Genomic DNA, 24,862 nt, shown 5'->3' with positions numbered 1-24,862 from the left:
AATCCTCAGTAGTGCGCCACGGCATGCTACGGTCTGCCGTATGCAGTCAGACACTACGCAGGACGAGGTGCACTACCTCACCGCGGCAGACGTCCGGCAGCGCCTGAGGATCAGCCAGCGCACGCTCGACCGCTACGTCGCCGACGACGTGCTGAGCGCGCAGTACCTGCCCAGCGGGCACCGGCGATTCCTCGCGGCCGACGTCGACGCCCTGCTCACCCCGGAGCCGCGATGAGCGTCGAGGCCATGGTGCTCGCGCTCCACCACTCGCGCGCCACCGGCACGACGAAGGTCGTGCTCATGGGCATTGCGAACCACCACGGCGACGGCGGCTCCTGGCCCGCGATCGCGACCCTCGCCGACTACGCAAACGTCACGCGCGACAGCGCCCGCAAGCACATCGCGAAGCTCGAGAGCATGGGCGAGATTCGGCGCCAGATCCAGGGTGGCGGCACCCGCTCCATGGCCGACCACGAGCGCCCCAACCGCTACGACATCCTCCTGCGCTGCCCCGCCGACTGCGACGGCACCACGGCCCACCGCACGCGCCGCAAGGCCGCTCTGCGAGGGCCTGCACCCCTCCTCAATCTTGAGGGGGGGTCGGAATTGAGGGGGGCCTCGGATCTGATGGGGGACCCCCCCTCGGAATCGACCCCCGAACCGTCCTCTCAACCTTCTACCCACACACCTCCTGCATCTCACGTTGGGAACCGTGTGCGCGCGCGTCGGGGCGACGGCACGACCTGCTGGGCGATCTTCCACACGCCCACCTGCTCGGTGCGCTACCCGAGCGGCCAGCCCCACCGCTACAGCGAGCCCATGGGCTGCTGCCCCGACTGCCGAGAGCAGCCCATCGAGAAGAGCGCAGCATGAGCCGCATCGTTGTACTCGCGGCCACGCTCGCGGACGCTCGCGACGCGCAGCTCTACTCCCACGACCGCATCGCGGCCGTGGTCACTCCTCGCAGTCCCTACCGAGCACGCGGTGTCGTGGCGACCCACCTCGCCACGACGCCCGCGTGGGATCACCTCGCAGACGAGACGCGTGCCAAGGCGCTCGAGAGCACCATTCCCGCGCTCGAGTGCCGCCACTGCGTCGGGGAAGCGCTCGCAGTCCTTGAGCGACTCGCAGACCACAGCAACCGACCCAGCGTGCTCACCCGAGCAGGCCAGGACCACGACAGGAGCAACGCATGAGCCGCTGGCACGTCACCATCGAGGTGCACCAGGAAGCCCTCACCAAGGTGCTCGCGCTCGCCGAGCAGACCCTGCGCACGCAGGGCATCGACGACACCGACGAGAGCCGCGACGCCTGGAACGCCCACACCCACGTCACCGAGGCGCTCCTCGAGAAGGCGCTCGAGCGATGAGCGGCAAGCACGCCCGCCCCTACGACAACGAGCTCGAGGCCGCGCGCATCCTGACCCCGGGGGGCGGCACCACAGCCCACGGCCGGCATCGCCGTGTCGACGAGCCCTGCTGCATCGTCGGCGCGGTCGCTCGCCGGGAACTGGGCAACTCCGAGAGGAGCGATCGTGCCTGAGATCGAGTACGAGTACGGCTTCGAGGCACCCGGGCCGGTGCCCGGGCTCATGTACGTCACGCGCAACGTGCTGCTCGCGGAGACGATGCACGCAGCGCGCCCGTCGTCGCCCATGTTCATGCGCCCCGTCACGCCGTGGCGGCCGGTCGACCCTGAGTCGAGCAGTTCCGAGGGGAGCGACCGATGACGCACGACGAGCTTCGCGACGAGATGCAGGGCTTCGCAGACAGCACGGATGCCCACGTGACCGCCGAGGACGTGCTCGTCGCCCTCGGCCAGCTGCTCGAGCGCATCGAGCGCGAGGGCCTCGGCCCGAAGTCGAGCAGCTTCGGGTCCGAAGGGAGCGATCGATGAAGGGCGGGCAGCACGAGCCGCGCGAGGTGGTCATCCCGTCGGTTCCGTTCGGGCCGATCGGCGTGCCTCACGCGCGGGCCGACGCGAACTACTACCGGCTCGCCGCACGCAACATCCGTTCGGCGGCGGCGCGAGGCGGTGGATTCGCGGGGTCGAACCTGACGGAGACGGTCGCCCGCCTCTGCGAAGCCGCGGCAGAGGCCCTGTACCCGAAGTCGGGCGGCATTGGGGAGGGTTCCGATGCCTGAGCGCTGCAAGCAAGCGTGGGCCGGCGGTCTGTCGCCCCTCATCGTCAGCCTCACGGGCGGCATCCTCACCGAGTGCAAGCACGACGCTGGGCACCGCGGCAAGCACCGCAGCGAGGACGGCGCGACGGTCTGGTGGGGCGGGAAGCTCACCGACGACGAGATGGCGGTCGCCGACCGTCTCCGAGAGTCCGGTGATTCCCGTGCCTAGGCTCCTGGACCTGTTCTGCTGCGAGGGCGGCGCCGGCATGGGCTACCACCGCGCTGGCTTCGAGGTGGTCGGCGTCGACATCAAGAACCAGCACCGCTACCCGTTCGAGTTCGTGCAGGCCGACGCGATCGAGTACGTGCTCGAGCACGGGCACGAGTTCGACGCGATCCACGCGAGCCCGCCGTGCCAGGCATACAGCATCACGAAGCACGGACACTCCGTGCAGTACCCCGAGCTGGTCGAGCCCACGCGCGCCGCGCTCGTCGCATCCGGCAAGCCGTTCATCATCGAGAACGTCGTGGGAGCTCCTCTGCTCGACCCGCTCAAGCTCTGCTGGTCCATGTTCCACGAGCCCGGCTCTGTGCTCGACGACGACGGCACGCCACTGCGGATGCAGCGGCATCGCCTGTTCGAGTCGAACGTCGCCCTGCTCGCTCCGCGGCCCTGCCGCCACCCGAAGATGCAGGTTGCGGGGTCCTACGGCGGCGCGCGCCGCGACAAGGTGGAGGCGCGCACGATCCGCAAGGGCGGCTACGTCCCGTCCCGAGCCGTGCAGCAGCGCCTGCTCGGGATCGACTGGGCCACCGAGAAGGGCATGCACGAGAGCCTCCCGCCCGTCTACACCGAGCACCTCGGCGCACAGTTGCTCGCAGCGATGGAAGCCGGAGCGGACCGATGAGCGGCTGGCTGGAGTGGGTGCCGCTCGCGCAGGACGTGGCGCTGCTCGTCTGCCTCGTCGTCACCGGAGCCATCGCCGTGGTGGGCCTGGTCTACCTCAACGACAGGAGCGAGCCATGAGGGCGCCGAGCACGCTGCGCGGCAAGCGCATGGACCTGGACGAGTCCGACCGCTCGATCGTCGTGGTGTGCCACGTGTGCGGCACGCAGTTTGGCCCGTTCATCGGCCACCTGCGCCGATCCGAGGCCCAGATCCGCGCGCTCGCACACTGGTCGACGTTCCACCACGAGCACGACACCAGCGGCTGCAAGTACCCGGCGTGCGAGCGGCCTCACAAGGCGCACGGACTGTGCGCCACCCACTACAAGCGCATGGTCCGTCGCGGCGACCCGAGCGTGACGATGAAGGCAGGACGCCGAGCATGATGACCACCACCACCCGACGCCTCATCGAGACGTCGATCGCCATCCTCGACCAACGCATCGACGAGGTGCAGGCCGGCATCGAGAAGCAGACTGCGACGCTCGACGACCTCGTGCGTCGGCGCACTGCGCTGCGCGACCAGCGCCGCCACCTCGAGGTCGACCTCGGCCACGCGGACCGACCCGAGTAGACCGTGACCGACTTCCACCGCGGCTCGGCATGGCAAGCGTTCGCGAAGGCGATGCGCAAGCAGATGCAGCCCACCGTCGACGCAGGCTCAGCCGTCTGCATCGACTGTGGGCAGCCGATCATGCCGTGGCAGAAGTGGGAGGTCGGCCACCGCCTGCCGCGCCGCACGCACCCGCAGTACCAGTACGCCGCGTGGAACGTCGGGCCCAGCCACAACGACCGCACCGCGCGCTGCAACCAGCGGGCAGGCGGGAAGCTCGGCAACAAGATCGCCCGCGAGAACCGTGCCCGACGCAAGGGGATGATCTCGCTGTGATGCCCGACGCCCTGCCGGCAGAGCTCGACCTCGGCCTCGCGCCCGTGCCACTGCGTTCCGCTGCTCGCGGCTCGAGCCGCGCCCGTCGAGAGCGCACCGACCCGGCGTTTTTGGATGGCGCTCACTACCCGCCGCAAGCAGCCTCTCCCCGCGCGCGACAGCGCGCCGGGGATCGACCCGGCGTGGATCAGCCCAACGGACGGCTTCGAGCCCTTCGAGAGCGAGTTCATCCTCGGCATGTTCGTGCTCGGCTTCGAGAAGATCGCGCCGCAGCAGTGGCGAGTGTTCGAGGTCTGCGAGAGCCGCGACTCGTTCGGCCGCCACCTCTACGGGCAGGTCGCCGTCGACGTCCCCAGGCGCTCGGGGAAGTCCGAGTCCACGACCGCGATCGCCATCGGGCGCTGCCTCGAGCGTCCCGGCTACCGCGTCGCCATCGTGTTCGCCTCGACCGGCACGAAGCTCGCAGCCCGCTGGAAGATGGACGTGTTCGAGCGCATCGAGGGCTGGGCAGACCAGCACTGGCCGACGCTCAAGATCACGCGCTCGAACGGGCACGAGGCGATCGACTTCGGCAACGGCTCGCAGATCATGCTCCTGCCGCCCAAGGCCTCGTCGTTCCGATCCGAGGCGTTCGACCTGATCATCATCGACGAGGGCGGCGAGGCGTCGGTGGCGCTCACCTCGGTGCTACTGCAGTCGGCAGGCCCGACGATGGACACCCGCCCCGACGCGCAGCTGATCATCGCCGGCACGCCCGCCGACTTCCGCGCCGGCAACCTGCTCTGGGATGCGCTCGAGCAGGGCAAGGCCGACATCGATGCCGACCGCGCCGAGGTGCTCGACGACGACGAGTCGATCCTCCACGGCATCGTGAAGTACGGCATCCGTGAAGAGCTCACCGTCGAGGATGTCGAGACGTGGGACCTCGTGCGCCCCCTCGTCGAGCGCGGGCACCCCGGCGTCGGCACGCTCACGACCATGCGCGCGATCAAGCAGAACTACGACCGCATCGGCGGCGAGCGCTTCGCCCAGGAGTACCTCGGCCAGTTCGGCCGCGACGCCACCACGGCCGGCATCATCAATCCCGGGAAGTGGAATGGCGCCGAGGTCGACGGCGACCTCGAAACCGTGCGCCCCGACCACTTCGCGCTCGGCGTGGCGGTGTCGTTCGATCAGTCGTTCTCCGCGATCGGCATCGCCTGGCGCGTCGACGGCGTGGCGCACGTCGGCCTCGTCGCGTACGAGCGTGGCAGCGACTGGCTCGTCGAGCGCGTCAACGGCATCGCCGCGAAGTACCCGCGCGCCCCCATCGTCTACGACGCGAAGGGGCAGATCAACGTCGAGGTCGAGAAGATCACGCAGGCTCGAGCTCGCACGCGCCTGCAGCGACAGTCGTGGCTCGAGGTGCAGACTGCGGCCGCGCTGCTCGTCCGCGAGGTGCACACGGCCAGGCTCAGGCACTACGGCCAAGAGGCGCTGACGCAGGCCGCTCTCATCGCCTCGCGCCGCGGCGACGAGCGCTCGTTCGCGTTCGGCAGGCCGACGCCCGAGGCGCAGATCGTCGCGCTCGAGGCCGTCTCCCTCGCGCTGCGCGTCTACGACGAGACGCCTGCCAAGCGCGCCCCCATGCGCTACGTCGCCTGATATCTGTCCCCTTCGCGCAGGGCTGCTGCTTGCATCCCTGCCGTGGACCTCCTCAGCATCCTCGGCGGCAAGGGCAGCAGCACGCTTCCCGTCGTCGCCCCTTGGCAGGACGCCTCCACGCTCAGCCCTGCGATCGCCGCGGCCGAGGCGCTCGGCATCGCTCTGTCGAGCGCGCCGCTCAACCGCGCCGCGGCGATCCAGGTGCCCGCCGTCGCCCGCAGCCGCAACCTGATCGTCGGCGCAGGCGCACCGCTGCCGCTCCGAGCCCTCGACGCCAACGGGGTCGCCCGCACGCAGCCCACGTTCCTCTACCGCTCGAACAGCCTCGAGAACCCCTACGACCGAATGGTCTGGACGCTCGACGACCTGCTCTTCCACGGCCTGTCGCTCTGGGCGCTCGAGCGCGGCGCGCGCACGTCCGGCTCGGCGCACGGCCCGATCCTCGACGCCGTGCGCGTCCCGTGGGATCGCTGGCAGATCAGGAACGGGCAGATCGAAGTCGTCGTGAAGCCTGGCGGCGGCATGGAGGTCGTCGACGCCGAGGACGTGTTGCTGTTCAACGGACCGACGAATGGACTCCTCAACGACGCTCGCGACACGCTCCGAGCTGCGCAGGCGATCGAGGCCGCGTACGTCGACCGCGCGCAGAACCCCATCCCGATCACCGTGATCCGCCACCAGCAGGGGTCCGAGGTCGTGCTCGAGCAGGATGAGGTGACCGGTACCGATGGCGTCCTCACGCAGTGGCGGGAGGCTCGCCGACAGCCGGGCGGCACGATCGGCTACCTGCCCCCGGGCCTGCAGATGGAGACGCCCGGCCACGACGCGCAGGCGCTGCTGCAGGACGCGCGCAACGCCGTCCGTATCGACGTCGCCAACCACGTCGGCCTCCCTGTCGCGCTGATCGACGGTGGCGTCGCCGAGGACTCGATGACCTACCGCAACGCGCAGGGCGAGGTGTCCCGGTTCTACGGCGATCTGAAGTTCTGGCTCGACCCCATCCAGCACCGGCTCTCGATGGACGACGTGGTGCCGCGCGGGCAGCGCGTCCGCTTCGACCTGTCCGAGTTCGACACGCCGGCCCCCGAGCCGACCGGCGTCCCCACGGAGGACTGACCATGACCGACACGACCACCACCCAGGCTGGCCTCTTCGCGGCCGTCGCCGAGAAGCCGCGCACAGTGCGTGGCCTGCTGCTGCCGTACGGCGAGGAGTCCCGTCTCAGCCAGTCCGGCACTGCGCCGATCACCTTCCCCGAGGGAACGGTGCGCCTGCCGCGCGACCCCTCCGTCGTGACGGTGAACCTCGAGCACGACCGGTTCCAGCCGCTCGGTCGCGCCACCTCCCTCGAGTCGGTGCCCGGCGTCGGCATCGTCGCGGAGTTCGCGATCGCTGACACCGACGAGGGCGACGCCTACCTCGCGGACCCGTCGCGGCGTCGACTGTCCGCCGAGCTGCGCGACATCGTGCGCGCCGGCGCGGTCGCAGTCGGTGCCGCTCTCACCGGTGCCGCCCTCGTCACCGAGGGTGCGTTCGCGTCGGCCGGCCTGTTCGCGCTCGGCGACGTGCAGGAGGGCGACGAGGAGCCCGAGGCCGAGGTCGAGTCCACGACTGGAGACGGCGACCACGTGCAGCTCACCGCCGACACGAAGCCCGAGGACGTCACCGTGACGACCCCGGACGGACAGACCACCACCTACGTCCCGGCCGACGCCGAGGACGAGCAGACCACCGAGGCCGCCCCGGCGGCAGGAGAGGAGGCGACGATGGGCAACGCCGTCGCGCCGACGACCGCCACCGAGGCGGACGTCCAGAAGGCGGAGGAGCTCGGCGCCAACGCCGTCTTCGCCGCCATGACCGCCGTCATGCACGGCCACGGTTCGGAGAAGGCGCAGGCCGAGCAGATGCTCGCCGCGCTCTCCGACATCAAGCACACCGGCTCGGGCGCTCTGCCCGCCACCGGCGTGCTGCAGCCCGCCTGGATCGGCGAGGCGTGGAAGGGCCGTGCCTACCAGCGGAAGTACATCACCCTCGGCACCCAGGGGACCATCGCCGCGATGGACGCCAAGGGCTTCGTGCTCGACCAGGGCACGGCGCTCGTCCAGGAGTGGGCAGGCAACAAGACGCAGCTGCCGACCGGCACCGCGTCCACGTCGCTCGTCGCGAGCGTGCTCACGAAGTACGGATTCGCGGCCGACATCGCCCGCGAGTTCTTCGACCTGCCGGGCGGTGAGGAGGTCATCGCCGCGTTCTGGCGGGGCGTGCTCGAGTCGTACGCGCGGATCACGGACCGCAAGGCCCTGTCGTTCATCGTCCAGGCAGCGGGCGCGCCCGTCGCCGCCGCGACCTACCCGACCGACTACCCCGCCGCGCTCGGCATGCTCATGCAGGGCATCCTCGCGATCGAGGACGCCGAGGACACCCCGACGTTCGCCATCATGAACACCGCCGCCTACCAGCAGGCGCTCTTCACCGGCCACGAGAAGATCCCCGAGTTCGTGAACTTCGACTTCGGCACGAAGGGCGAGGGCACGGCAGACGGCTTCCGCGTCGTCCGCGGCGACATCGGCATCGAGAACACCCCGGCCGTCCTCGTCGGGTCGAAGCAGGGCATCCGTTTCAACGAGATCGGCGAGACGCCCATCCAGGTCGACGCGCTCGACGTGGCCCGGGGCGGCGTCGACCGCGCCGCGGTCGGGTACCTCCAGACGCTCATCGAGCGCCCCGCGTCGTTCGTGCTCATCGGCACGGCCGACAGCTGATCCCACACGAGACGACGGAGGCAGGCTCATGCACTTCACCATCGGTGACCACCCGGCACCTGTGGCGATCGAGCCTGCCTCCGTCGACCTCGACGACTTCACGGCTGCCGATGCCGAACTCGTCCAGGAGAACGGCGTCACCATCCCTGTCGGCGCCGCGCTGCTCGGCGAGGTCGTCGAGGTCGATCTGCCGCTCCTCGGCGTCGCCGGCCGCCACGAGCTGCGCGTCGTCATGAGCGCCCCCGGCGTCACGCAGTCGCTCCTTCCGCTGCCCGTGATCGTCGAGCACGAAGACGGCGGCGGCTGGTACACGATCGCCGCCGCACGCCACGACTGGTCGGGTGCCCCGTCTGACGACGGTCGACTCCACGATCTGCTCGTCGTCGCCCGGCACCAGTGCCTCGAGTACGCACCGACGCTCGCCGCCGACGCGCCGATCCCGACCCGCTACCGGCAGGCGCAGCTCATGCAGGCCCGCAACATCTGGAACGCCAGCAAGACGGACCCCGGCGCGACGACCCTCGGCCCCGAGGGCTTCGCCGCACCCGTGTTCCCCCTCGACTGGTCGGTGCAGCAGATGCTCCGGCCCCGCCGCGGGAAGCCGGTGATCGGATGAAGGCCGCACGCGAGTACGTCGCGGCCACGCTCCGCGACCACCTGCCGAAGTCGTGGCTCGTGATCGATGTCGAGAGCGCACCCGACACGCTCGACCGCACCATGGTCCGCGTCCGCAACGAGCGCGTCCGACGCGCGGCCGACGCTCCCCTCGGCGCGTACGACCACACCCTCCTCGTGCGCATCACCTCGCACCACGACGACCAGCCCAAGGCCGAGCGCGACCTCGAGGACTCGCTATCCGACCTGCTCGCCGTGATCGAAGACCACCTCGGCTCCGCTTGGGACGAGGCCGAGAAGGTGCTCGACCCCGACACCAACACGCTCGCATGGGACGTTCCCGTGCACGTCATCACCACCAGAGAGGACTAGTCCCATGGCACAGATCAACGTCAAGCCGCTGCGGCTGTCGAACGTGAAGCTCAACATCAAGTCGGGCGCGACCGACGTCGGCGACTTCGAGAAGCACGTCTCGCAGGTCGAGCTCACGCCCTCGAGCGGCAGCGTCTCGTGGAAGGGACTGAACCCGGATGCCGTGTTCAACTTCCCGACCGGCACGACGTGGGCATGCACCCTCGCGTACGCGCAGGACTGGTCGCAGGCGACGAGCCTCAGCCGCTACCTCTTCGACAACGACGGCGCCGAGGTCGTGCTCACGTTCCTGCCGAACAACGGCGCCGTAGTGTCGGCGACGAACCCGGCGTTCCGCGTCACCGTCACGCTGCAGGCCGGCGCGGTCGGCGGCACGGTCGACAGCGTGGCGGCGGCCACCGTCACGCTGCAGGTGCAGGGCAAGCCCGTCATCGTCACGACGGCCTCCTGACCGATGCCGGGGCGGATCGACGTCGAGGGATCGCGGCTGCTACAGGCCGCGATCCTCTCGCTGCGCGTCGCCCCGACCGAGGTCCGCAAGCAGGTGCGCCAGGTGTCGAAGCGGGCGCTCGAGCCCGAGTTCACGAAGCAGATCGCAGAGCGTGCCGCCATGTCGAACCAGCCGCGGCTCTCGTCCGCGGTACTCGTGCGCGGCGCTCGCATTCAGGTGTCGGACCAGAACGTGCGAATGCGCACCGCTGCGTCGACGCGCGCGCTCAAGGGCGGGCTCGTCCCGAACGCCTACGGCAAGGCGATCGAGTTCGGCGCGAACGCCGGCAAGGTATCGACCTACACGCGCCGCAGCCCGAAGGGCAAGCCGCATCAGGTCAAGCGCCACACCACGCGCCAGTGGCCTCGTGTGCGGCGTCAGGGTTGGGCGTTCTACCCGACCGTCGAAAACCTGCTGCCGCGCTTCGCGGCTCTCTGGACGCAGACCGCGATCCGAACCGTTCACGAGGCCCTCGAGGGGAGGCGATGACATGGCGATGGAGGTCGACCTCGCGCTGAACGCGCGCCGCTTCCAGGCCGGCACGAAGGATGCCGAGCGTGCCCTCGAAGACCTGCAGGACGTCGTGGAGCGATTCACCGATGAGGCGTCAGACGCGGGCGAGGAAGCTGCTGACTACTTCAGCATCTTCTCGGACATGCCCGGCGACGCGAAGCGCGAGGTCGACAGGCTGAACGATGCCGTGGGCGACGCCGAGCGGGAGTTCGAGGATGCGGCACGCGCCGCGAAGGACTTCGGTCGCGACGCGGAAGACGCAGGTGACGACGCGCGCAAGGGGCTGGATCGAGCTGGCGAGGGACTCGACGACTTCAAGTCTGAGGCGGCATCATCTGGCCGCGAGGCCGCGGCTTCGTTCTCGGGCGAATTCGACGACGTCTCCGACCTCGTGCAGGAGATCGCCGCGAACGCCTTCGGCGGCTTCGGTCCTGCCGGCGCTGTCGCGGGCCTGGCAGCGGCCGCGGGCATCGGTCTGGCTGTCGCTGGCTTCGAGGCTGTCGAGGAGCGCCAGGAGCGAATCAACGAGCTCGCGGCCGAGTGGGCCACGTCGTACGCCGAGTCCGGCCAACGGGTGCTTACGACGACCCAGGAGATCGCTGCACTGCAGCAGGTCTACACCGAGTCGTACCAGGACTTGCAGGACAACGCCGCTGAGTGGGGTGTCTCTCAGGAAACTGCGGCGCTGGCGATGATCGGCAACGAGGCGGCGCTGCTCGCGTCGCGTGAGTCGCTCAACGCCCGCATGGAGGAGACGAACGCCGTTGCCGCGGCGAACACCTCGGCGTACGGTGACGTGTCGCTCGCGCAGCAGGGCGCGAACCAGGAGGTCATCAACGGCAACGCCGCGCTCACCGAGCTCGAGGAGTCGTACGCGCTCGCGCAGGAGCAGGCCTCCGCCTACAACCAGCAGCTGGTGAACCTCGCGACGACGACGGCCGGTGCCACTTCGGAGGTCAACGCCTTCGGTGACAGCGTTTACACGCTGCCCGACGGTGCGCAGATCATCATCGACGCCGAAACGGGGCAGGCGTCCACCGACATTGAGAACGTCGCCTACCAGACGAACCAGCTCGACGGCTCGACCGCCACGGTCACGGCGCAGGCGATCGTCGGCCAGGCCGAGACCATCCTCTCCAACCTCGTCCGCAACCGCTCGGCGACCATTCTCGCCCACGTCCGCACGCAGGCCGGCGTGCCGATCCCGTTCTAGGAGACGCCATGCCCACCTCCGACGGAATCCTGTACCGATCCGGTACGCCCAACGTCACGGTCGCGACGGTCGACGCCGTGCTCCAGTTCGAGGGGCAGCGCGAATCGCGCAGCGTCGTGCAGGCAATCCCGACAGGCGGCGTCGCGATCGTCATCCGCGCACACGGCCCGCGGACCGGCATCTTCCAGTTGATGTTCGCTGGCACCGATGCGCAGACGCGCGCGAAGGCCGCGGAGGCGTCGCTGGCGAACGGCACCCGCCACTACCTCGCGGCGAGCATGGGCGAGGCTGGCGCGTTCACCTGGCTGACCACTGGAGCGCTCTCGATCGAGCGAGTGCACGACGTCAACGGTGCGGTGTGGATCGTGTCAGCGGCTTGGACGGCAGCATGAGCGGCCGCATCTGGGACTGGTTCGTGACGCCTGCCGGCGCCACCACGAGCACGGTGGTGCTCGACGGCTCGATCACGGTCGACTCGACGCGCAACCCACAGGTGTCGGCGTCACTCAAGGTGCCGTTCACGACTTGGACGGCGGCGAAGCTGTTCGACCCGTTCACCCGTGCGCACGCGATCATCGAGGTTCGCTACAGTGCCGTCGCAGCCGGGCCGCTCTCCGCATTCGGTGCAGGCTCGGCGCCGGGCACGCTCGCATCCCTCGACTGGTCCAACAAGGCCTCGAATCCGCAGTCGCTTGGCGGCGACGCGACGCCGATCGGGCAGCGAGTGCGGCGCATCCACCTGTACGTCACCGACGTCACCGTAGACGAGACGGCCGGCACGATGAACGTGTCGCTCGCGTCAGCCGACTTCCTGCTCACCGAGCTCATCAACTTCGGCTCCGACTGGATGCCGCGCCCGGGCGGTTCCCCAGGCGGAGTGTTCCAGTGGTCGCTCGATGACGTGTGGGGCGAGTTCTTCCGCACCTTCCTCGTGCCGCTAAGCCTGCAAGCAGCGCTCCAGAGCCCCACGACTGGCATCGCCTGGCGTAACGAGATGGAGCCCTGGCGCACAGGCGAGAACGCATGGTCCTGGCTCAACGCGGTGCGCACCCATGTGCCGGGGCAGCGCTACCTGATCGACACGAAGATGAACCAGGTCGACTTTGCTGACCTCCCGCTTCCGCGGATAATCCCGCAGCGCAATGGCTCGACGTCCATAGCCGCCCGTCGCTCCGTCGAGGGTTTCGCCGAGGGGCAGAACCAGTACGCCGACGCGGTGATGATCCGCTACCGGGACCGCACCGACGCCAATCGGCCCGATCGGCTGTTCTTCGCGAACGCCCACGGCGACTGGCGACTCATGCGCCGCGCGTACATCGAAGAGCGTGACCTGCCCACCGCTTGGGAACCTCCCGACCTCGCAGAGGCGCGCGTCGGCTTCATGAAGAACTTCCAGCGGGTCACGACGATTCGACGCCCCATCGACATTCGCCACGCCCCGTTCCGAGACCTGTTCGACATCGCCGATCGTGTCCCGGTGCAGTCGATGGTCTACAACTACGGCGCCGCCGACGTGACCACCACCTACCTCGAGACGGACTGACCCATGGCAATCGACGCGAACGGCATCTACCAGTACGACGGCAGCGAGCCCGACTTCCCGATGGTCGACACGCTCAACCTCGGACAGTCGGCGACGTCGACCGCGATTGCGAGCGTGCGGTCGCAGATGAGCGCGCTGGACCTGAACGCCCGTCAGAGCATGCGGAAGTTCGCGCTGACTCGATCCTCGATCGCCGACAGCCCAAACCGCTACTTCCTGGCGCTCACGTCCGAGGACACCGCAGCAGCATCGCCCAACCCGTTCCCGTACACCTACACCTCGAGCGGCACGCTCAACGGCGGCTTCCTGCTCCCAGCGGGCACGTACTCGTTCGACCTGTGGGGCACGCTCACGAGCAACACCACCGGCCGCTCGACCATGAGCATCTGGACCGGCCTCTCCTCCGGCGACGCGGCCAGCGGCGGGTCGATGCTGCGCGACTCGTCGTGGGGTGGCGTGGGTTCGTTCACTTTCCCGATGGTCGTGCAGCGCATCAAGTTCGCAGCCGCCACGCGCATCTGGTTCCGCGTCGAGAAGCAGACGGGCGGCTCGAGCAACGCGTCCGCCGAACTCATCATCACCCGCTGGGAGGGAGTCTGATGGTCACCATGACGTGCGCCGTGTGCGGCGAGGAGCAGGAGTGGGAGGCGGGCTACGAGCTCGTCCACTTCGGCGGCGACGCACCCGGCTACTTCCACATCATCACACTCACCCCCGAGCCGGTGGAGTGATGGCCCGCCTCAGCCCCGAGCGACTCGTCTACACGAGCGCGTTCGGCGACCGCGACCCGATCAAGACGAACGCCGGCAGCACGCCCTCGTTCCACTGGGGCGTCGACTACGGCCCGGAGCAGCGCGGCAAGCAGGGCGTACTCCTCCAGGCCGTGATCGGCGGGCCTGTCGTCCGCGTGCGCGACCAGTACGGCGCGCTCGGCGTGTTCGTCGGCGACAAGGCGTCGCTGCGCATCGACCTCTGGCATCTGGCCTCGTACGCTCCCACGCTCGGCAAGACCGTCGCCGAGGGCGACGTGCTCGGCGTCATGGGATCGACGGGCCTCTCGACCGGCGTGCACGTCCACGTCGAGCTGTGGGTCCAGGACCGCCGCGTAGACCCCAAACCGTTCCTCGACGCACAGGCTTCCAAGGCGATCGCATCCGCGCCCGCCGACTACCCGCGACCCATCCGACGAGAGGCACCTGACATGCTCTTCATCCGCATTGAGGAGCCGGGCGATCCCGAGCACTTCGCCGAGTACACCGCCACCGACCGAGGCCAGAAGAGGATCGGCTCCGTAGCCGACCGTGAGGCGCTCCTCGACGCGTTCGAGACGTGCCACGGCTACCGCCCCGGCATCCGCAGCATGCGGAAGCTGAAGGCGTACCGCCTCTTCGACGACATGCGCCGCTGACCCCCCCCCACAAGGAGCCCCCTCATGAACAAGACCGTCGCCTACGCGATCGGCGCGGCCGTCGCCGTCGTCGGCCTGCTCGGCATCGCCTACATCACCGTCGAGCGCCCCGACGCGACCGCCACCTTCACGAGCACCACGGTCCTCGTGATCGGCATCGTGACCACGTTCTTCGTCACCGTGAACGGGCAGGCGAAGGTGGCCGACCGACTCGAGAACGTCGAGCGGAACACGAACGGCCGACTGGGCGCGAAGGACAACGAGATCACCGAGCTTCAGCGCAAGCTGCTCGCCGCTGGCCTCGACCCGCAGACCGGGCAGCCTGTGACCGGCAGCGTCGCGCAGCCGGACGCCCAGCCTGACCCCCAGCAGCCTGGCTAGGATCCGCGCATGAAACCCCTACATCACACCTCAGCCCTGGGCTGGATCATCGCCCTATCCGCGGTTGGTTGGCTCGTCGCCGGCCTCATGGTGATCGTGAGCCTGCCAAGGCCGGAGTCGGGAGGGTTCGCCCTCGCGGTCGGAACCGCTGGGTTCTTCCTCGCGATCCTGGTCCCGAGCGTCGTCGGTGCGATCGTGCTGCACGGCGTCAAGCAGATGCTGACGCAGGTGCGCGATCCCGAGCCACTGGTCGAGCGCCCTACTGCTCGACAGGTACGTGAGGCCCGCGAGAGCGAGCGGGTACGTTCGCTTCAGGATCGTGCGGAAGAGTCACGCAGCAGCCGCGAGGGCGGCGCTGCGCAGGGCCCCATCGGGGACGCGGGTGTAGACCTGCGTGGTGGCGACGGAGGCGTGCCCGAGCAGCCGTTGGACCGCTAGTAGGTCGCGTTCAGCCGCGTATGCGCGCGTCGCGTACCGGTGGCGCAGCATATGCGCCGTCACGCCCTCGGGGAGCGCCTGCGAAACGAGCTTGGAGACGTACGCCGCGGAGAGGTGCCCGTCGATCTGGCCGGGGAACAGCCACTCGCCGTCGTGGTTCCGCACGATCGCGGCGAGGTCGTCGGGCAGTGGCACGAGGCGCACGCGCGAGCCCTTGCCGACGACGCGCAGGCTCGAGCCCACCATGTCGGTCTCGACGTCTCGCGGCCGCACGGCGGCGATCTCGACGCAGCGCAGGCCCGCGTGCGCCGCGAGGCGGATCATGAGCTCGACGCGGCTGTCAGCCCACCGCAGCCCCGACTTGAGGGAGTGGTCGGGCGCCGGCCGCGGCGTGCCCGTGGGGACGCGGACGCTCGGCAGAGCCGCGGCCGGGTCGGACTCGACGAGCCCGCGCACGAGCGCCCAGGCGAAGAACACCCGCAGCGCCGCTCGAGCGTTGCGTCGCGTCGACGGCTTCCAGGCCGCGTGCCCGACGTAGCGCTCGAGGCGCTCGTAGGTCACCTCGTGCGGCGCGCACGCGAGCCAGCGTGCGGCGCGGCGCAGCTGGTGGTGACGCAGCTGCCTGGTGGATCGGGCGATGCCGGCAGACGAGAGGTAGCGGTCGAAGCGGCGCAGCGGATCGGTCCAGTGATCGGTAGAGGCGTTCTCAGTCATGGCCCATTCTGGGCGCGCTCGCCTGTACGTCACGTTGCGCTGCGCTGCCGAATCTCGTACCGGGCGAGCAGAGCGTCTGCGACCGAGTTGGCGGTCGAGTCGATCCACCACACCTCGTGATTGGTTGCCTCGCGCATGACTTCGCGCAGCCATTCGGTGAACGCTGCGCGCTCCTCATCGTTCAAGCGGCTTCCCCCTTGTCGCCGAGCGTGAGGACAGGTTCACGCACGCTACGAGCGTCGTCGATCGACGTCACCTGCGCAAATCGTCCCGCATGCCAATTGGTTCCGGGTTCGAGTCCCGGGGGGTGTACCACCGAGAGAGGGCCTCGTCGCAGCAGCGACGAGGCCCTCTCTCCATCTCGGCCCGGTAGAGCGGTCGACTCTTCATCCATTGGTTCCGGGTTCGAGTCCCGGGGGGTGTACCACCGAGAGAGGGCCTCGTCGCAGCAGCGACGAGGCCCTCTCTGCGTCTCGGCTCGGAGTTGAGGGTTTCGACCCGAAGTGATCTCCCTTCGGGCCGAAACCCTCGACTCTGGCGGATGCTGGAGGGGTGCGGAGCGTTCGAGCGGGTGTCGCGGTCGCGATGGCGGCGGTGCTCGCGGCGTGCGCGCCTGTCGGCGGCGGCGCTGCAGGGGAGGGCGAGAGCGCGAGCCCCAGCAGCGGGCCGCCCGCGCTGAGCGCCGAGATCGTGCAGGGGCGCGGCGACGTGCGCGACGGGGTCGTGGGCATCGTCGTGACGAACGAGTCCGACGTCGAGGTCGTCGTCGACCACGCCGAGTACCGCTCGTCGGCGCTCGTCGAGCCGCTCGTCGGCGGCGACGACGCGACCATCCCCGCCGGCGCGTCGCGGGCGCTGCGCGGCGAGCTGCCCGAGCCGACGTGCGACGACGGGCCGATCGTCGACGAGGTCGTCGTGGTGCTCGACGACGGCACCGAGGTGACGCTCGACCCTGGCGACCCGTACGACCAGATCGCGACGCTCACCGACGCGTCCTGCACGCGGCTCGCGGTCGAGGCCGTCGTCGACGTCGAGTGGCTGCCGATCGACGTCCCCGAGCCGGCGCTCGGAGCCGACGCGACCGTCTCCCTGCGGCTCACGCCGACCGGCGGCGGCGAGCTCGAGGTGCAGTCGGCCGCGGCGACCGTGCTGCTCGCGCTCGTCGACGATGCCGGGGCACGCGCGACGTCCGTGCCGATCGGCGTCACGATCACGCCTGACGGCGACGCGCAGACCGTCGCATTCACGGTGCGCCCCGGCCGCTGCGACGCGCATGCCATCGCCGAGGACAAGCAGGGCACGATCTTCGTCTTCCAGGTCGTGCTCGACGGCGAGGCGCGCACGCTGCAGCTGCCGAGCGACGACGCGACGCGCGCCGACCTGCTCGGCTACGTCGCCGCATCCTGCGGGCTCGGCTGAGCCCCCACGACCCGGCGACGCGCTACTGGCGGTAGGAGGCCAGGAAGTTGCCGATGCGCTCGACCGCGACCGTGAGGTCGTCGGCGTACGGCAGCGTCACGATGCGGAAGTGGTCGGGCTGCGGCCAGTTGAAGCCGGAACCCTGCACGACGAGGATCTTCTCGCGCAGCAGCAGGTCGAGCACGAGCTGCTGGTCGTCGTGGATCTGGTGCACCTCGGGGTCGAGGCGCGGGAAGACGTAGAGCGCGCCGCGAGGCTCGACGACGGAGACGCCCGGGATCGACCGCAGGCCCGTGACCGTCGCGTCGCGCTGCTCGAGCAGGCGTCCGCCCGGCTCGATGAGGTCCTCGATCGACTGGTGGCCCGTGAGCGCCGTCTGGATGCCGTACTGCGACGGCACGTTCGGGCACAGGCGCGTGGAGGCCAGCAGGTCGATGCCCTGCAGGAAGCCGGTCGCGTGGTGCTTCGGGCCCGAGATCACCATCCAGCCGGCGCGGAACCCCGCGGCGCGGTACGTCTTCGACAGGCCGTTGTACGTGATGCACAGCAGGTCGGGCGCGAGCGATGCGAGCGACGTGTGCTGCGCGTCGCCGTACAGGATGCGGTCGTAGATCTCGTCGGCGAGCAGCAGCAGCGAGTGCTTGCGCGCCAGCTCGACCATGCCGCGCAGCACCTCGGGCGTGTAGACGGCCCCCGTGGGGTTGTTGGGGTTGATGACGACGAGCGCCTTCGTGCGCGGCGTGATCTTCGCCTCGAGGTCGGCGAGGTCGGGCTGCCAGCCGTCCTGCTCGTCGCACAGGTAGTGCACGGGCGTGCCGCCGCCGAGGCTCGTCATCGCCGTCCACAGCGGGTAGTCGGGGGCGGGGATGAGCACCTCGTCGCCCTGGTCGAGCAGCGCCTGCATCGTGATGGTGATGAGCTCGGAGACGCCGTTGCCGAGGTACACGTCGTCGACGGTGAGCTGCGGGAAGCCCGGCACGCCCTCGTAGCGGGCGACGACGGCGCGGCGTGCCGAGAGGATGCCCTTCGACTCCGAGTAGCCCTCGGCGTTGCGGATCTCGGCGATCATGTCCTGCACGATCGTCTCGGGCGTCTCGAAGCCGAACGGCTTGGGGTTGCCGATGTTGAGCTTGAGGATGCGGTGGCCCTCGGCCTCGAGTCGCGCGGCCTCCGCGTGCACGGGTCCTCGGATCTCGTAGAGGACGTGCTTCAGCTTCGACGACTGGTCGAGGGACTTCAGAGCCATTGCACCATGCTAGGTCGGCGCGGATGGGCGGATGCGCGACCACTGGTGGGTCGGCGGACCGGGGTGCGTCGGCTCAGCGGTGCGGCAGCTGCAGCAGGCCGCCCTCGACGCGGCAGGTCGCCGCGGCGATCGCCATCGCGTCGTCGAGCACCTCGCGCCACCAGTCGGCGCCGACGTCGGTGCCGGTGATCTCGGCCTCGGCGAGGGCTGCGGCGACGGCGGCGATCGTCGCGTCGCCCGCGCCGATCGTGTCGACGATCGGCGCATCCATGGCGTGGATGGGGGCGTGGATGCTCGCGGTGCGCGCATGCGCCGTCGCGCCGTCGGGTCCCTCGGTCACGAGCACGGCCGCGGCGCCGAGCGACAGCAGCCGTGACGCGACGGCGTGGGGCTCGGTGCCCCACACGAGCTCCGCATCCTCGTCGCCCACCTTCACGACCCTCGACCGGGCGCCGATGCGCTCGACGGCCTCGCGGAAGCGCACGACGTGCTCGGGCGTGGGCAGGTAGCCGGGGCGCGGGTTGGGGTCGACGACGAGGCGACGCTCGGGATCGGCGATGCGCAGCAGCGGCTCGGCTTGGCGCTCGTCGTCGAGCGCCATGCACGACACGACGACGAGGTCGGCGGCGTCGAGCAGGGGGAGCAGCGGCGCCACGTCGACGTGACGGCGTCTGCCTGCCTCGTTGAAGGCGTACCGCATGGTGTCGCCGTCGCGCGTCGCCGTGGCGGTGGCGGTGCCGAGCGGCGCGGGCGTGGGGGCGAGGCGCACGCCGTGGGATGCGGCATGCGCTGCGAGCAGGCGGCCGGGCTCGTCGTCGGCGACCATCGCGACGAGGTCGACGTCGGTGCCGAGCCGCGCGAGGCCCACCGCGACGTTGAGCGCGGCGCCGCCGGCCACGCGGCGGCCGTCGACGACGTCGACGAGCGCGTCGCCGACGACGGCGATGCGAGTCATGGCGCAGGCCCTACAGGCCCAGCGAGCGGTCGAGCTCCTCGGCGCGCACGCGCTTGTCCTCGTCGATCACCGACCCGACCGCGAGGGCGACGCCGATGCCCCAGGAGGCCCAGAGCAGGCCGAGGCGCCAGTCACGAGGCCCCTCCCGGGTCATCTTGACGACGCCGATGCCGCTCGCGAGAGCTGCGAGGAAGCCGGGATTGAGGATGAACTTGCGCACGCGCTCACGCTACCGAAGGCGGCGGGCTCGCACACGGGGTCGACACGGCACCCGCGTCGCGTCAGGCCTGGCCCAGGTGCTTCCGCGCGAAGTCGATCGTCTCCTGGATGAGCGCACGCCGATCCCGCTCGGTGCGCACGCCACGCGTCTTGATCTCGGCGATGATCTGGCCGCCGAAGTCCGTCGCGGCGAGCATCTGCAGCACCTCGGCGACGGGCTCGTTGCCGCGACCGGGCACGAGGTGCTCGTCGGACGTGCGGTTGCCCTTGCCGCCGATGCCGTCGGTGAGGTGCAGGTGGCGCAGGCGCGAGCCGAGGTCGTTCGCGAGCTCGAGGGAGTCCCGCCCGGCGAGCGCGCAGTGCGAGAAGTCGAGCGTCGCGTGGCGCACGTCCATGAGGCTCGGGTCGATGCCCGGCAGATACGCCTTGCGGTCCTTGCCGCCCGTGCGCCAGGGGAACATGTTCTCGACGGCGATCGCGACGTCGTACTTGTCCTCCGTGCGGCGCACCGACTCCTCGAACGTCGCGGCGTACTTGCCCTGCCAGCGGAACGGGGGATGCACGACGACGGTCTCGGCACCCGTGTCGACCGCGAGCTGCGCCGAGCGCTCGAGCTTGACGAAGTGGTCGTTGCCCCACACGAACGACGTGAGCAGCAGCGTCGGCGCGTGGATCGCGAGGATCGGCTGGTCGTACGCCTTCGCGAGCACCTTGAGGCGGTCGGCGTCGCGCGTGCGCGCATCCGTCGTCACCATCACCTCGACGCCGTCGTAGCCGCACTCGGCGGACAGCCGGAAGCCGTCCTCCAGGGGTCGCGGGAAGACGCTGATGGTGCTGAGTCCGACGGGGATCACTCGCGCCACGCTAGCGGCATCGTGCGTCGCGCGCGTTGCGGCGAGGCGACGGGCGGATGCCGTGGAGGGTGCGCGACGCTCCTAGACTCAGGTCTCATGGCGATCGACATCAAGCCGCGCTCGCGCGCGGTCACGGACGGCATCGAGGCGACGACGAGCCGAGGCATGCTCCGCGCCGTCGGCATGGGCGACGACGACTGGGAGAAGCCGCAGATCGGCATCGCGTCGTCGTGGAACGACATCACGCCCTGCAACCTCTCGCTCGACCGGCTCGCGCAGGGCTCGCGCGAGGGCGTGCACGCCGGCGGCGGCTACCCGCTGCAGTTCGGCACCATCTCCGTCTCCGACGGCATCTCGATGGGTCACGAGGGCATGCACTTCTCGCTCGTGAGCCGCGAGGTCATCGCCGACTCCGTCGAGACCGTGGTCATGGCCGAGCGCCTCGACGGTACCGTGCTGCTCGCCGGCTGCGACAAGTCGCTGCCCGGCATGCTCATGGCAGCCGCCCGCCTCGACCTCGCCTCCGTCTTCGTCTACGCCGGCTCGATCGCGCCGGGCTGGGTCAAGCTCTCGGACGGCACCGAGAAGGAGCTCACGATCATCGACTCGTTCGAGGCGGTCGGCGCATGCAAGGCCGGCACGATGAGCGAGGAGGACCTCAAGCGCATCGAGTGCGGGTTCGCACCGGGCGAGGGCGCCTGCGGCGGCATGTACACCGCCAACACCATGGCGTGCGTCGCCGAGGCGCTCGGCATGAGCCTGCCGGGCTCGTCGACGCCGCTGTCGGCCGATCGCCGCCGCGACATGTTCGCGCACCGCTCGGGCGAGGCCGTCGTCGAGCTGCTGCGCAAGGGCATCACCGCCCGCGACATCCTCACGCGCAAGGCGTTCGAGAACGCCATCACCGTCGCCATGGTGCTCGGCGGCTCGACCAACGCCGTGCTGCACCTGCTCGCGATCGCACACGAGGCGGGCGTCGAGCTGACGCTCGAGGACTTCCGCGAGATCGGCGCCCGCTCGCCGCACCTCGCCGACGTCAAGCCCTTCGGCCGCTTCGTCGCGCAGGACTTCGACCGCGTCGGCGGCATGCCCGTCGTCATGGCAGCGCTGCTCGAGGCGGGCCTGCTGCACGGCGACGCCCTCACCGTGACCGGCAAGACCGTCGCCGAGAACCTCGCCGAGCTCGCGCCGGCGCCGCTCGACGGCACGGTCGTGCGCGCGATCGACGACCCCATCCACGCCACCGGCGGCCTCACGGTGCTGCACGGCTCGCTCGCGCCCGAGGGCGCCGTCGTGAAGACCGCGGGCTTCGACGCCGAGGTGTTCGAGGGCCCCGCTCGCGTGTTCGAGCGCGAGCGCGCGGCGATGGATGCGCTCACGAACGGCGAGATCCAGAAGGGCGACGTCGTCGTCATCCGCTACGAGGGACCCAAGGGCGGACCGGGCATGCGCGAGATGCTCGCCATCACCGCGGCCATCAAGGGCGCAGGGCTTGGCAAGGATGTACTACTGTTGACGGACGGACGATTCTCAGGCGGCACAACCGGCCTGTGCATCGGACACATCGCGCCCGAGGCCGTGGACTCCGGTCCCGTCGCCTTCGTTCGTGATGGCGACACCATTCGCGTCGACATCCCGGCTCAGCGCATCGACCTCCAGGTCGATGCGGAAGAGCTCGAAGCCCGCCGAGCAGGCTGGGCCCCGCTTCCGCCGCGCTACACGCGGGGAGTCCTCGCAAAGTACGCCCGCCTCGTGCGCTCTGCCGCACAAGGCGCCGTCACGGGCTGACGCCCGCCTGAGCGTCACCCAGGGAGATCGCCATGACCATCGCGCCACGTCCGACGCCACCGAGGGTGCAGGGGCCTGAGGTCCTCACCGGCTCGGGGGCCATCCTCCGCTCGCTCGAGCTGCTCGGCGTCACCGACGTCTTCGGGCTGCCCGGCGGCGCCATCATCCCCTTCTACGACGAGCTCATGCAGCAGTCGGCCGTGCGCCACGTGCTCGTGCGCCACGAGCAGGGCGCCGGCCACGCCGCCGAGGGCTACGCCTCGGCGTCGAACAAGGTCGGCGTCGCGATCGCGACGAGCGGCCCCGGTGCCACGAACCTCGTCACCGCGATCGCCGACGCCTACATGGACTCGGTGCCGTTCGTCGCCATCACGGGGCAGGTGTTCAGCCACCTCATGGGCACGGACGCCTTCCAGGAGGCCGACATCACGGGCATCACGATGCCCATCACGAAGCACTCGTTCCTCGTGACCGACCCGGCCGACGTGCCGAGCGTGCTGCAGGCCGCGTTCCACATCGCCTCCACGGGCCGTCCCGGCCCCGTGCTCGTCGACGTGACGAAGGACGCGCAGCAGCAGTCGGCGCCGTTCGTGTGGCCCGACCGCGTCGACCTGCCCGGCTACCGCCCCGTCACGAAGGCGCACGGCAAGCAGATCCAGGCCGCGGCCGCGCTGCTCGCGCAGTCCGAGCGCCCCGTGCTCTACGTCGGCGGCGGCGTCATCCGCGCCCAGGCGGCGCAGGAGGTGCGCGAGCTCGCCGAGGCGATCGGCGCGCCCGTCGTGACGACCCTCATGGCCCGCGGCGCGTTCCCCGACTCGCACCCACAGCACCTCGGGATGCCCGGCATGCACGGCACGGTGCCCGCGGTGCTCGCGCTGCAGGAGGCCGACCTCCTGCTCGCCCTCGGCGCGCGCTTCGACGACCGCGTCACCGGCAAGGCATCCGAGTTCGCACCCGGCGCCAAGGTCATCCACGTCGACGTCGACCCCGCGGAGATCTCGAAGATCCGCACGGCCGACGTGCCGATCGTGGGCGACGTGCGCGACGTGGCCTCCGACCTGTCGGTCGCGTTCCAGGACGCCGTCTCGGACGGCCGCCCGGATCTCACCGACTGGTGGGAGCGGCTGCACGGCCTGCAGCAGGAGTTCCCGCTCGGGTTCGCCCCGACGACCGACGGCAAGCTGGCCCCGCAGCAGGTCATCCAGCGCATCGGCGAGCTCACGGGCCCCGAGGGCGTGTACGCGGCGGGCGTCGGCCAGCACCAGATGTGGGCGGCGCAGTTCATCAAGTACGAGCGCCCCAACGCATGGCTCAACTCCGGCGGCGCCGGCACGATGGGCTACGCCGTGCCCGCGGCGATGGGTGCGAAGGTCGCCGAGCCCCAGCGCCACGTGTGGGCGATCGACGGCGACGGCTGCTTCCAGATGACGAACCAGGAGCTCGCCACGTGCGCGCTCAACGACATCCCCATCAAGGTCGCCATCATCAACAACTCGTCGCTCGGCATGGTGCGCCAGTGGCAGAACCTCTTCTACGAGGGTCGCTACGCGTTCACCGACCTCGAGACCGGCGACGACGCCCGCATGATCCCCGACTTCGTGAAGCTCGGCGAGGCGTACGGCTGCCTCGCCATCCGCGTCACGAAGGAGGACCAGATCGACGACGCGATCCGTCTCGCGCTCGAGACCAACGACCGCCCCGTGGTCATCGACTTCATCGTGTCGAAGGACGCGATGGTGTGGCCGATGGTGCCGCAGGGCGTCTCGAACTCCTTCGTGCAGTACGCCAAGGAGCACAGCCCGGAGTGGGGTGACGAGTGATGACGACCCACGTGCTCTCCCTCCTCGTGGAGGACAAGCCCGGACTGCTGACGCGCGTCGCAGGGCTCTTCGCCCGACGCGGCTTCAACATCGACTCGCTCGCGGTCGGCAAGACCGAGATCCCGGGGCTCTCGCGCATCACCGTCGTCGTCGACGTCGACGAGCTGCCGCTCGAGCAGGTGACGAAGCAGCTGAACAAGCTCATCAACGTCGTGAAGATCGTCGAGCTCGAGCCCGCGGGCTCGGTGCAGCGCGAGCACATGCTCATCAAGGTGAAGGTCGACCACTCGACCCGCTCGCAGATCCTCGAGGCCACGAACCTGTTCCGCGCGCGCGTCGTCGACGTGACGACCGACGCGCTCGTGATCGAGGTCACCGGCGACTCCGCGAAGTGCCAGGCGCTGCTGCGCCTGCTCGAGCCGTACGGCATCAAGGAGATCGCCCAGTCGGGCCTCCTCGCCATCGGCCGCGGCGGCAAGTCCATCTCGGAGCGCGTGCTGCGCGCCTGAG

38 protein-coding genes are annotated in these 24,862 nt (G+C 70.0%); 32 read left to right on the top strand and 6 right to left on the bottom strand.

Features of this window, described 5'->3' with window-relative positions; all coding sequences use genetic code 11:
- Positions 1–40 precede the first annotated feature (40 nt).
- The 28 genes from FS793_RS05365 to FS793_RS05255 all read left to right on the top strand — a co-directional run bounded on the left by FS793_RS05365 (position 41) and on the right by FS793_RS05255 (position 14,899).
- Positions 41–235 (top strand): helix-turn-helix domain-containing protein, encoded by a 195-nt coding sequence (locus FS793_RS05365; RefSeq protein ID WP_144719272.1) that lies wholly within the window; start codon positions 41–43, stop codon positions 233–235.
- A complete protein-coding gene (locus FS793_RS05360) occupies positions 232–873 on the top strand; it encodes a helix-turn-helix domain-containing protein (RefSeq protein WP_144719270.1) in 642 nt (213 codons plus the stop codon). Before FS793_RS05365 ends, FS793_RS05360 begins: the two co-directional genes overlap by 4 nt.
- Positions 870–1,196, top strand: a complete 327-nt coding sequence (locus FS793_RS05355; protein ID WP_144719268.1) for a hypothetical protein — start codon at positions 870–872, stop codon at positions 1,194–1,196. Before FS793_RS05360 ends, FS793_RS05355 begins: the two co-directional genes overlap by 4 nt.
- Entirely contained in the window at positions 1,193–1,369 is a 177-nt protein-coding gene (locus FS793_RS16150; RefSeq protein ID WP_186329341.1) for a hypothetical protein, read from the top strand. The genes FS793_RS05355 and FS793_RS16150 overlap by 4 nt, the downstream gene beginning before the upstream one ends.
- A complete protein-coding gene (locus FS793_RS16145) occupies positions 1,366–1,542 on the top strand; it encodes a hypothetical protein (RefSeq protein WP_186329340.1) in 177 nt (58 codons plus the stop codon). The genes FS793_RS16150 and FS793_RS16145 overlap by 4 nt, the downstream gene beginning before the upstream one ends.
- Entirely contained in the window at positions 1,535–1,729 is a 195-nt protein-coding gene (locus tag FS793_RS05350; RefSeq protein ID WP_144719266.1) for a hypothetical protein, read from the top strand. The genes FS793_RS16145 and FS793_RS05350 overlap by 8 nt, the downstream gene beginning before the upstream one ends.
- The gene (locus tag FS793_RS16140; protein WP_186329339.1) at positions 1,726–1,896 is read left to right on the top strand and encodes a hypothetical protein; all 171 of its coding nucleotides are present in this window, start codon (positions 1,726–1,728) and stop codon (positions 1,894–1,896) included. The genes FS793_RS05350 and FS793_RS16140 overlap by 4 nt, the downstream gene beginning before the upstream one ends.
- Positions 1,893–2,144: a hypothetical protein gene (locus FS793_RS05345; protein ID WP_144719264.1), complete on the top strand. Its 252-nt coding sequence runs from the start codon at positions 1,893–1,895 to the stop codon at positions 2,142–2,144. The genes FS793_RS16140 and FS793_RS05345 overlap by 4 nt, the downstream gene beginning before the upstream one ends.
- Positions 2,137–2,352, top strand: a complete 216-nt coding sequence (locus FS793_RS05340; RefSeq protein WP_144719262.1) for a hypothetical protein — start codon at positions 2,137–2,139, stop codon at positions 2,350–2,352. Before FS793_RS05345 ends, FS793_RS05340 begins: the two co-directional genes overlap by 8 nt.
- Positions 2,345–3,031, top strand: coding sequence for a DNA cytosine methyltransferase (locus tag FS793_RS05335; RefSeq protein WP_144719260.1), 687 nt, complete (start codon positions 2,345–2,347; stop codon positions 3,029–3,031). Before FS793_RS05340 ends, FS793_RS05335 begins: the two co-directional genes overlap by 8 nt.
- Entirely contained in the window at positions 3,028–3,150 is a 123-nt protein-coding gene (locus FS793_RS16560; protein WP_260980031.1) for a hypothetical protein, read from the top strand. The genes FS793_RS05335 and FS793_RS16560 overlap by 4 nt, the downstream gene beginning before the upstream one ends.
- Complete coding sequence (locus FS793_RS05330; protein ID WP_144719258.1) at positions 3,147–3,455, top strand: hypothetical protein; 309 nt, start codon at positions 3,147–3,149, stop codon at positions 3,453–3,455. The genes FS793_RS16560 and FS793_RS05330 overlap by 4 nt, the downstream gene beginning before the upstream one ends.
- Positions 3,452–3,643: a hypothetical protein gene (locus FS793_RS05325; RefSeq protein ID WP_144719256.1), complete on the top strand. Its 192-nt coding sequence runs from the start codon at positions 3,452–3,454 to the stop codon at positions 3,641–3,643. The genes FS793_RS05330 and FS793_RS05325 overlap by 4 nt, the downstream gene beginning before the upstream one ends.
- 3 nt (positions 3,644–3,646) lie before the next feature.
- Positions 3,647–3,958, top strand: a complete 312-nt coding sequence (locus FS793_RS05320; RefSeq protein WP_144719254.1) for a hypothetical protein — start codon at positions 3,647–3,649, stop codon at positions 3,956–3,958.
- Positions 3,959–4,072: 114 nt separating this feature from the next.
- Complete coding sequence (locus tag FS793_RS05315) at positions 4,073–5,602, top strand: hypothetical protein (protein ID WP_144719252.1); 1,530 nt, start codon at positions 4,073–4,075, stop codon at positions 5,600–5,602.
- A 42-nt stretch (positions 5,603–5,644) separates the two neighbouring features.
- A complete protein-coding gene (locus FS793_RS05310; protein ID WP_186329338.1) occupies positions 5,645–6,718 on the top strand; it encodes a phage portal protein in 1,074 nt (357 codons plus the stop codon).
- Between the two features lie 2 nt (positions 6,719–6,720).
- Entirely contained in the window at positions 6,721–8,364 is a 1,644-nt protein-coding gene (locus tag FS793_RS05305; protein ID WP_144719248.1) for a hypothetical protein, read from the top strand.
- 28 nt (positions 8,365–8,392) lie between these two features.
- Entirely contained in the window at positions 8,393–8,980 is a 588-nt protein-coding gene (locus tag FS793_RS05300) for a hypothetical protein (protein WP_144719246.1), read from the top strand.
- A complete protein-coding gene (locus FS793_RS05295; RefSeq protein WP_144719244.1) occupies positions 8,977–9,351 on the top strand; it encodes a hypothetical protein in 375 nt (124 codons plus the stop codon). The genes FS793_RS05300 and FS793_RS05295 overlap by 4 nt, the downstream gene beginning before the upstream one ends.
- Positions 9,352–9,355: 4 nt before the next feature.
- Complete coding sequence (locus tag FS793_RS05290; RefSeq protein ID WP_144719242.1) at positions 9,356–9,802, top strand: hypothetical protein; 447 nt, start codon at positions 9,356–9,358, stop codon at positions 9,800–9,802.
- A gap of 3 nt (positions 9,803–9,805) precedes the next feature.
- A complete protein-coding gene (locus FS793_RS05285; protein WP_144719241.1) occupies positions 9,806–10,330 on the top strand; it encodes a hypothetical protein in 525 nt (174 codons plus the stop codon).
- Between the two features lies 1 nt (position 10,331).
- Positions 10,332–11,567, top strand: a complete 1,236-nt coding sequence (locus tag FS793_RS05280) for a hypothetical protein (RefSeq protein WP_144719239.1) — start codon at positions 10,332–10,334, stop codon at positions 11,565–11,567.
- Positions 11,568–11,575: 8 nt separating this feature from the next.
- Positions 11,576–11,959, top strand: a complete 384-nt coding sequence (locus tag FS793_RS05275) for a hypothetical protein (protein WP_144719237.1) — start codon at positions 11,576–11,578, stop codon at positions 11,957–11,959.
- Positions 11,956–13,110, top strand: a complete 1,155-nt coding sequence (locus FS793_RS05270; RefSeq protein WP_144719235.1) for a hypothetical protein — start codon at positions 11,956–11,958, stop codon at positions 13,108–13,110. Before FS793_RS05275 ends, FS793_RS05270 begins: the two co-directional genes overlap by 4 nt.
- Before the next feature lie 3 nt (positions 13,111–13,113).
- The gene (locus FS793_RS05265; RefSeq protein WP_144719233.1) at positions 13,114–13,710 is read left to right on the top strand and encodes a hypothetical protein; all 597 of its coding nucleotides are present in this window, start codon (positions 13,114–13,116) and stop codon (positions 13,708–13,710) included.
- Positions 13,710–13,841: a hypothetical protein gene (locus tag FS793_RS16555; protein ID WP_260980030.1), complete on the top strand. Its 132-nt coding sequence runs from the start codon at positions 13,710–13,712 to the stop codon at positions 13,839–13,841. Before FS793_RS05265 ends, FS793_RS16555 begins: the two co-directional genes overlap by 1 nt.
- Positions 13,841–14,518: a M23 family metallopeptidase gene (locus FS793_RS05260; protein WP_144719231.1), complete on the top strand. Its 678-nt coding sequence runs from the start codon at positions 13,841–13,843 to the stop codon at positions 14,516–14,518. The genes FS793_RS16555 and FS793_RS05260 overlap by 1 nt, the downstream gene beginning before the upstream one ends.
- Before the next feature lie 24 nt (positions 14,519–14,542).
- Complete coding sequence (locus FS793_RS05255; RefSeq protein WP_144719229.1) at positions 14,543–14,899, top strand: hypothetical protein; 357 nt, start codon at positions 14,543–14,545, stop codon at positions 14,897–14,899.
- A gap of 330 nt (positions 14,900–15,229) precedes the next feature.
- Here the strand turns inward: FS793_RS05255 and FS793_RS05250 are convergent, their stop codons facing one another.
- Together FS793_RS05250 and FS793_RS16135 are read right to left on the bottom strand one after the other, a co-directional pair.
- Positions 15,230–16,051, bottom strand: coding sequence for a tyrosine-type recombinase/integrase (locus tag FS793_RS05250; RefSeq protein WP_186329337.1), 822 nt, complete (start codon positions 16,049–16,051; stop codon positions 15,230–15,232).
- 29 nt (positions 16,052–16,080) lie between these two features.
- Complete coding sequence (locus FS793_RS16135) at positions 16,081–16,236, bottom strand: hypothetical protein (protein WP_186329336.1); 156 nt, start codon at positions 16,234–16,236, stop codon at positions 16,081–16,083.
- 367 nt (positions 16,237–16,603) lie between these two features.
- On the opposite strand from FS793_RS16135, the gene FS793_RS05240 reads away from it, so the two are divergent.
- Entirely contained in the window at positions 16,604–17,470 is an 867-nt protein-coding gene (locus FS793_RS05240) for a hypothetical protein (protein WP_144719225.1), read from the top strand.
- Positions 17,471–17,492: 22 nt separating this feature from the next.
- Here the strand turns inward: FS793_RS05240 and FS793_RS05235 are convergent, their stop codons facing one another.
- From FS793_RS05235 to FS793_RS05220, 4 genes are all read right to left on the bottom strand, one after another.
- Entirely contained in the window at positions 17,493–18,716 is a 1,224-nt protein-coding gene (locus FS793_RS05235; protein ID WP_144719223.1) for a pyridoxal phosphate-dependent aminotransferase, read from the bottom strand.
- Between the two features lie 73 nt (positions 18,717–18,789).
- Positions 18,790–19,671: a carbohydrate kinase family protein gene (locus FS793_RS05230; RefSeq protein ID WP_144719221.1), complete on the bottom strand. Its 882-nt coding sequence runs from the start codon at positions 19,669–19,671 to the stop codon at positions 18,790–18,792.
- 10 nt (positions 19,672–19,681) lie between these two features.
- Positions 19,682–19,891, bottom strand: a complete 210-nt coding sequence (locus FS793_RS05225; protein WP_144719219.1) for a hypothetical protein — start codon at positions 19,889–19,891, stop codon at positions 19,682–19,684.
- 61 nt (positions 19,892–19,952) lie between these two features.
- Positions 19,953–20,744, bottom strand: coding sequence for a sugar phosphate isomerase/epimerase family protein (locus tag FS793_RS05220; RefSeq protein WP_144719217.1), 792 nt, complete (start codon positions 20,742–20,744; stop codon positions 19,953–19,955).
- Between the two features lie 96 nt (positions 20,745–20,840).
- On the opposite strand from FS793_RS05220, the gene ilvD reads away from it, so the two are divergent.
- Genes ilvD through ilvN form a run of 3 tightly spaced genes read left to right on the top strand, consistent with a single transcriptional unit; the run spans position 20,841 to position 24,861 of the window.
- The gene (gene ilvD, locus FS793_RS05215; RefSeq protein WP_144719215.1) at positions 20,841–22,532 is read left to right on the top strand and encodes a dihydroxy-acid dehydratase; all 1,692 of its coding nucleotides are present in this window, start codon (positions 20,841–20,843) and stop codon (positions 22,530–22,532) included.
- 32 nt (positions 22,533–22,564) lie between these two features.
- Entirely contained in the window at positions 22,565–24,352 is a 1,788-nt protein-coding gene (locus FS793_RS05210) for an acetolactate synthase large subunit (RefSeq protein ID WP_144719213.1), read from the top strand.
- Positions 24,352–24,861 (top strand): acetolactate synthase small subunit, encoded by a 510-nt coding sequence (gene ilvN, locus FS793_RS05205; protein ID WP_092505620.1) that lies wholly within the window; start codon positions 24,352–24,354, stop codon positions 24,859–24,861. Before FS793_RS05210 ends, ilvN begins: the two co-directional genes overlap by 1 nt.
- Position 24,862 lies beyond the last annotated feature (1 nt).

The organism is Agrococcus jejuensis, from assembly GCF_007679035.1.
Classification (GTDB): Bacteria; Actinomycetota; Actinomycetes; order Actinomycetales; family Microbacteriaceae; genus Agrococcus; species Agrococcus jejuensis_A.
The sequence above is the reverse complement of the archived record's forward strand: the minus strand, read 5'-3'. Positions and strand labels throughout refer to the sequence as shown.

Bases quoted from the DNA above. Each gene is read 5' to 3' on its own strand.
- FS793_RS05270 (WP_144719235.1), top strand. From the start codon at position 11,956: ATGAGCGGCCGCATCTGGGACTGGTTCGTGACGCCTGCCGGCGCCACC.
- FS793_RS05260 (WP_144719231.1), top strand. From the start codon at position 13,841: ATGGCCCGCCTCAGCCCCGAGCGACTCGTCTACACGAGCGCGTTCGGC.
- FS793_RS05280 (WP_144719239.1), top strand. From the start codon at position 10,332: ATGGCGATGGAGGTCGACCTCGCGCTGAACGCGCGCCGCTTCCAGGCC.
- FS793_RS05365 (WP_144719272.1), top strand. From the start codon at position 41: ATGCAGTCAGACACTACGCAGGACGAGGTGCACTACCTCACCGCGGCA.
- FS793_RS05290 (WP_144719242.1), top strand. From the start codon at position 9,356: ATGGCACAGATCAACGTCAAGCCGCTGCGGCTGTCGAACGTGAAGCTC.
- FS793_RS05300 (WP_144719246.1), top strand. From the start codon at position 8,393: ATGCACTTCACCATCGGTGACCACCCGGCACCTGTGGCGATCGAGCCT.
- FS793_RS05295 (WP_144719244.1), top strand. From the start codon at position 8,977: ATGAAGGCCGCACGCGAGTACGTCGCGGCCACGCTCCGCGACCACCTG.
- FS793_RS16140 (WP_186329339.1), top strand. From the start codon at position 1,726: ATGACGCACGACGAGCTTCGCGACGAGATGCAGGGCTTCGCAGACAGC.
- FS793_RS05275 (WP_144719237.1), top strand. From the start codon at position 11,576: ATGCCCACCTCCGACGGAATCCTGTACCGATCCGGTACGCCCAACGTC.
- FS793_RS16555 (WP_260980030.1), top strand. From the start codon at position 13,710: ATGGTCACCATGACGTGCGCCGTGTGCGGCGAGGAGCAGGAGTGGGAG.
- FS793_RS05325 (WP_144719256.1), top strand. From the start codon at position 3,452: ATGATGACCACCACCACCCGACGCCTCATCGAGACGTCGATCGCCATC.
- FS793_RS05315 (WP_144719252.1), top strand. From the start codon at position 4,073: ATGGCGCTCACTACCCGCCGCAAGCAGCCTCTCCCCGCGCGCGACAGC.
- FS793_RS05355 (WP_144719268.1), top strand. From the start codon at position 870: ATGAGCCGCATCGTTGTACTCGCGGCCACGCTCGCGGACGCTCGCGAC.
- FS793_RS05360 (WP_144719270.1), top strand. From the start codon at position 232: ATGAGCGTCGAGGCCATGGTGCTCGCGCTCCACCACTCGCGCGCCACC.
- FS793_RS16145 (WP_186329340.1), top strand. From the start codon at position 1,366: ATGAGCGGCAAGCACGCCCGCCCCTACGACAACGAGCTCGAGGCCGCG.
- FS793_RS05250 (WP_186329337.1), bottom strand. From the start codon at position 16,051: ATGACTGAGAACGCCTCTACCGATCACTGGACCGATCCGCTGCGCCGC.
- FS793_RS05285 (WP_144719241.1), top strand. From the start codon at position 9,806: ATGCCGGGGCGGATCGACGTCGAGGGATCGCGGCTGCTACAGGCCGCG.
- FS793_RS05305 (WP_144719248.1), top strand. From the start codon at position 6,721: ATGACCGACACGACCACCACCCAGGCTGGCCTCTTCGCGGCCGTCGCC.
- FS793_RS05210 (WP_144719213.1), top strand. From the start codon at position 22,565: ATGACCATCGCGCCACGTCCGACGCCACCGAGGGTGCAGGGGCCTGAG.
- ilvD (WP_144719215.1), top strand. From the start codon at position 20,841: ATGGCGATCGACATCAAGCCGCGCTCGCGCGCGGTCACGGACGGCATC.
- FS793_RS05235 (WP_144719223.1), bottom strand. From the start codon at position 18,716: ATGGCTCTGAAGTCCCTCGACCAGTCGTCGAAGCTGAAGCACGTCCTC.
- FS793_RS16560 (WP_260980031.1), top strand. From the start codon at position 3,028: ATGAGCGGCTGGCTGGAGTGGGTGCCGCTCGCGCAGGACGTGGCGCTG.
- FS793_RS05230 (WP_144719221.1), bottom strand. From the start codon at position 19,671: ATGACTCGCATCGCCGTCGTCGGCGACGCGCTCGTCGACGTCGTCGAC.
- FS793_RS05340 (WP_144719262.1), top strand. From the start codon at position 2,137: ATGCCTGAGCGCTGCAAGCAAGCGTGGGCCGGCGGTCTGTCGCCCCTC.
- FS793_RS05255 (WP_144719229.1), top strand. From the start codon at position 14,543: ATGAACAAGACCGTCGCCTACGCGATCGGCGCGGCCGTCGCCGTCGTC.
- FS793_RS05265 (WP_144719233.1), top strand. From the start codon at position 13,114: ATGGCAATCGACGCGAACGGCATCTACCAGTACGACGGCAGCGAGCCC.
- FS793_RS16150 (WP_186329341.1), top strand. From the start codon at position 1,193: ATGAGCCGCTGGCACGTCACCATCGAGGTGCACCAGGAAGCCCTCACC.
- ilvN (WP_092505620.1), top strand. From the start codon at position 24,352: ATGACGACCCACGTGCTCTCCCTCCTCGTGGAGGACAAGCCCGGACTG.
- FS793_RS05345 (WP_144719264.1), top strand. From the start codon at position 1,893: ATGAAGGGCGGGCAGCACGAGCCGCGCGAGGTGGTCATCCCGTCGGTT.
- FS793_RS05330 (WP_144719258.1), top strand. From the start codon at position 3,147: ATGAGGGCGCCGAGCACGCTGCGCGGCAAGCGCATGGACCTGGACGAG.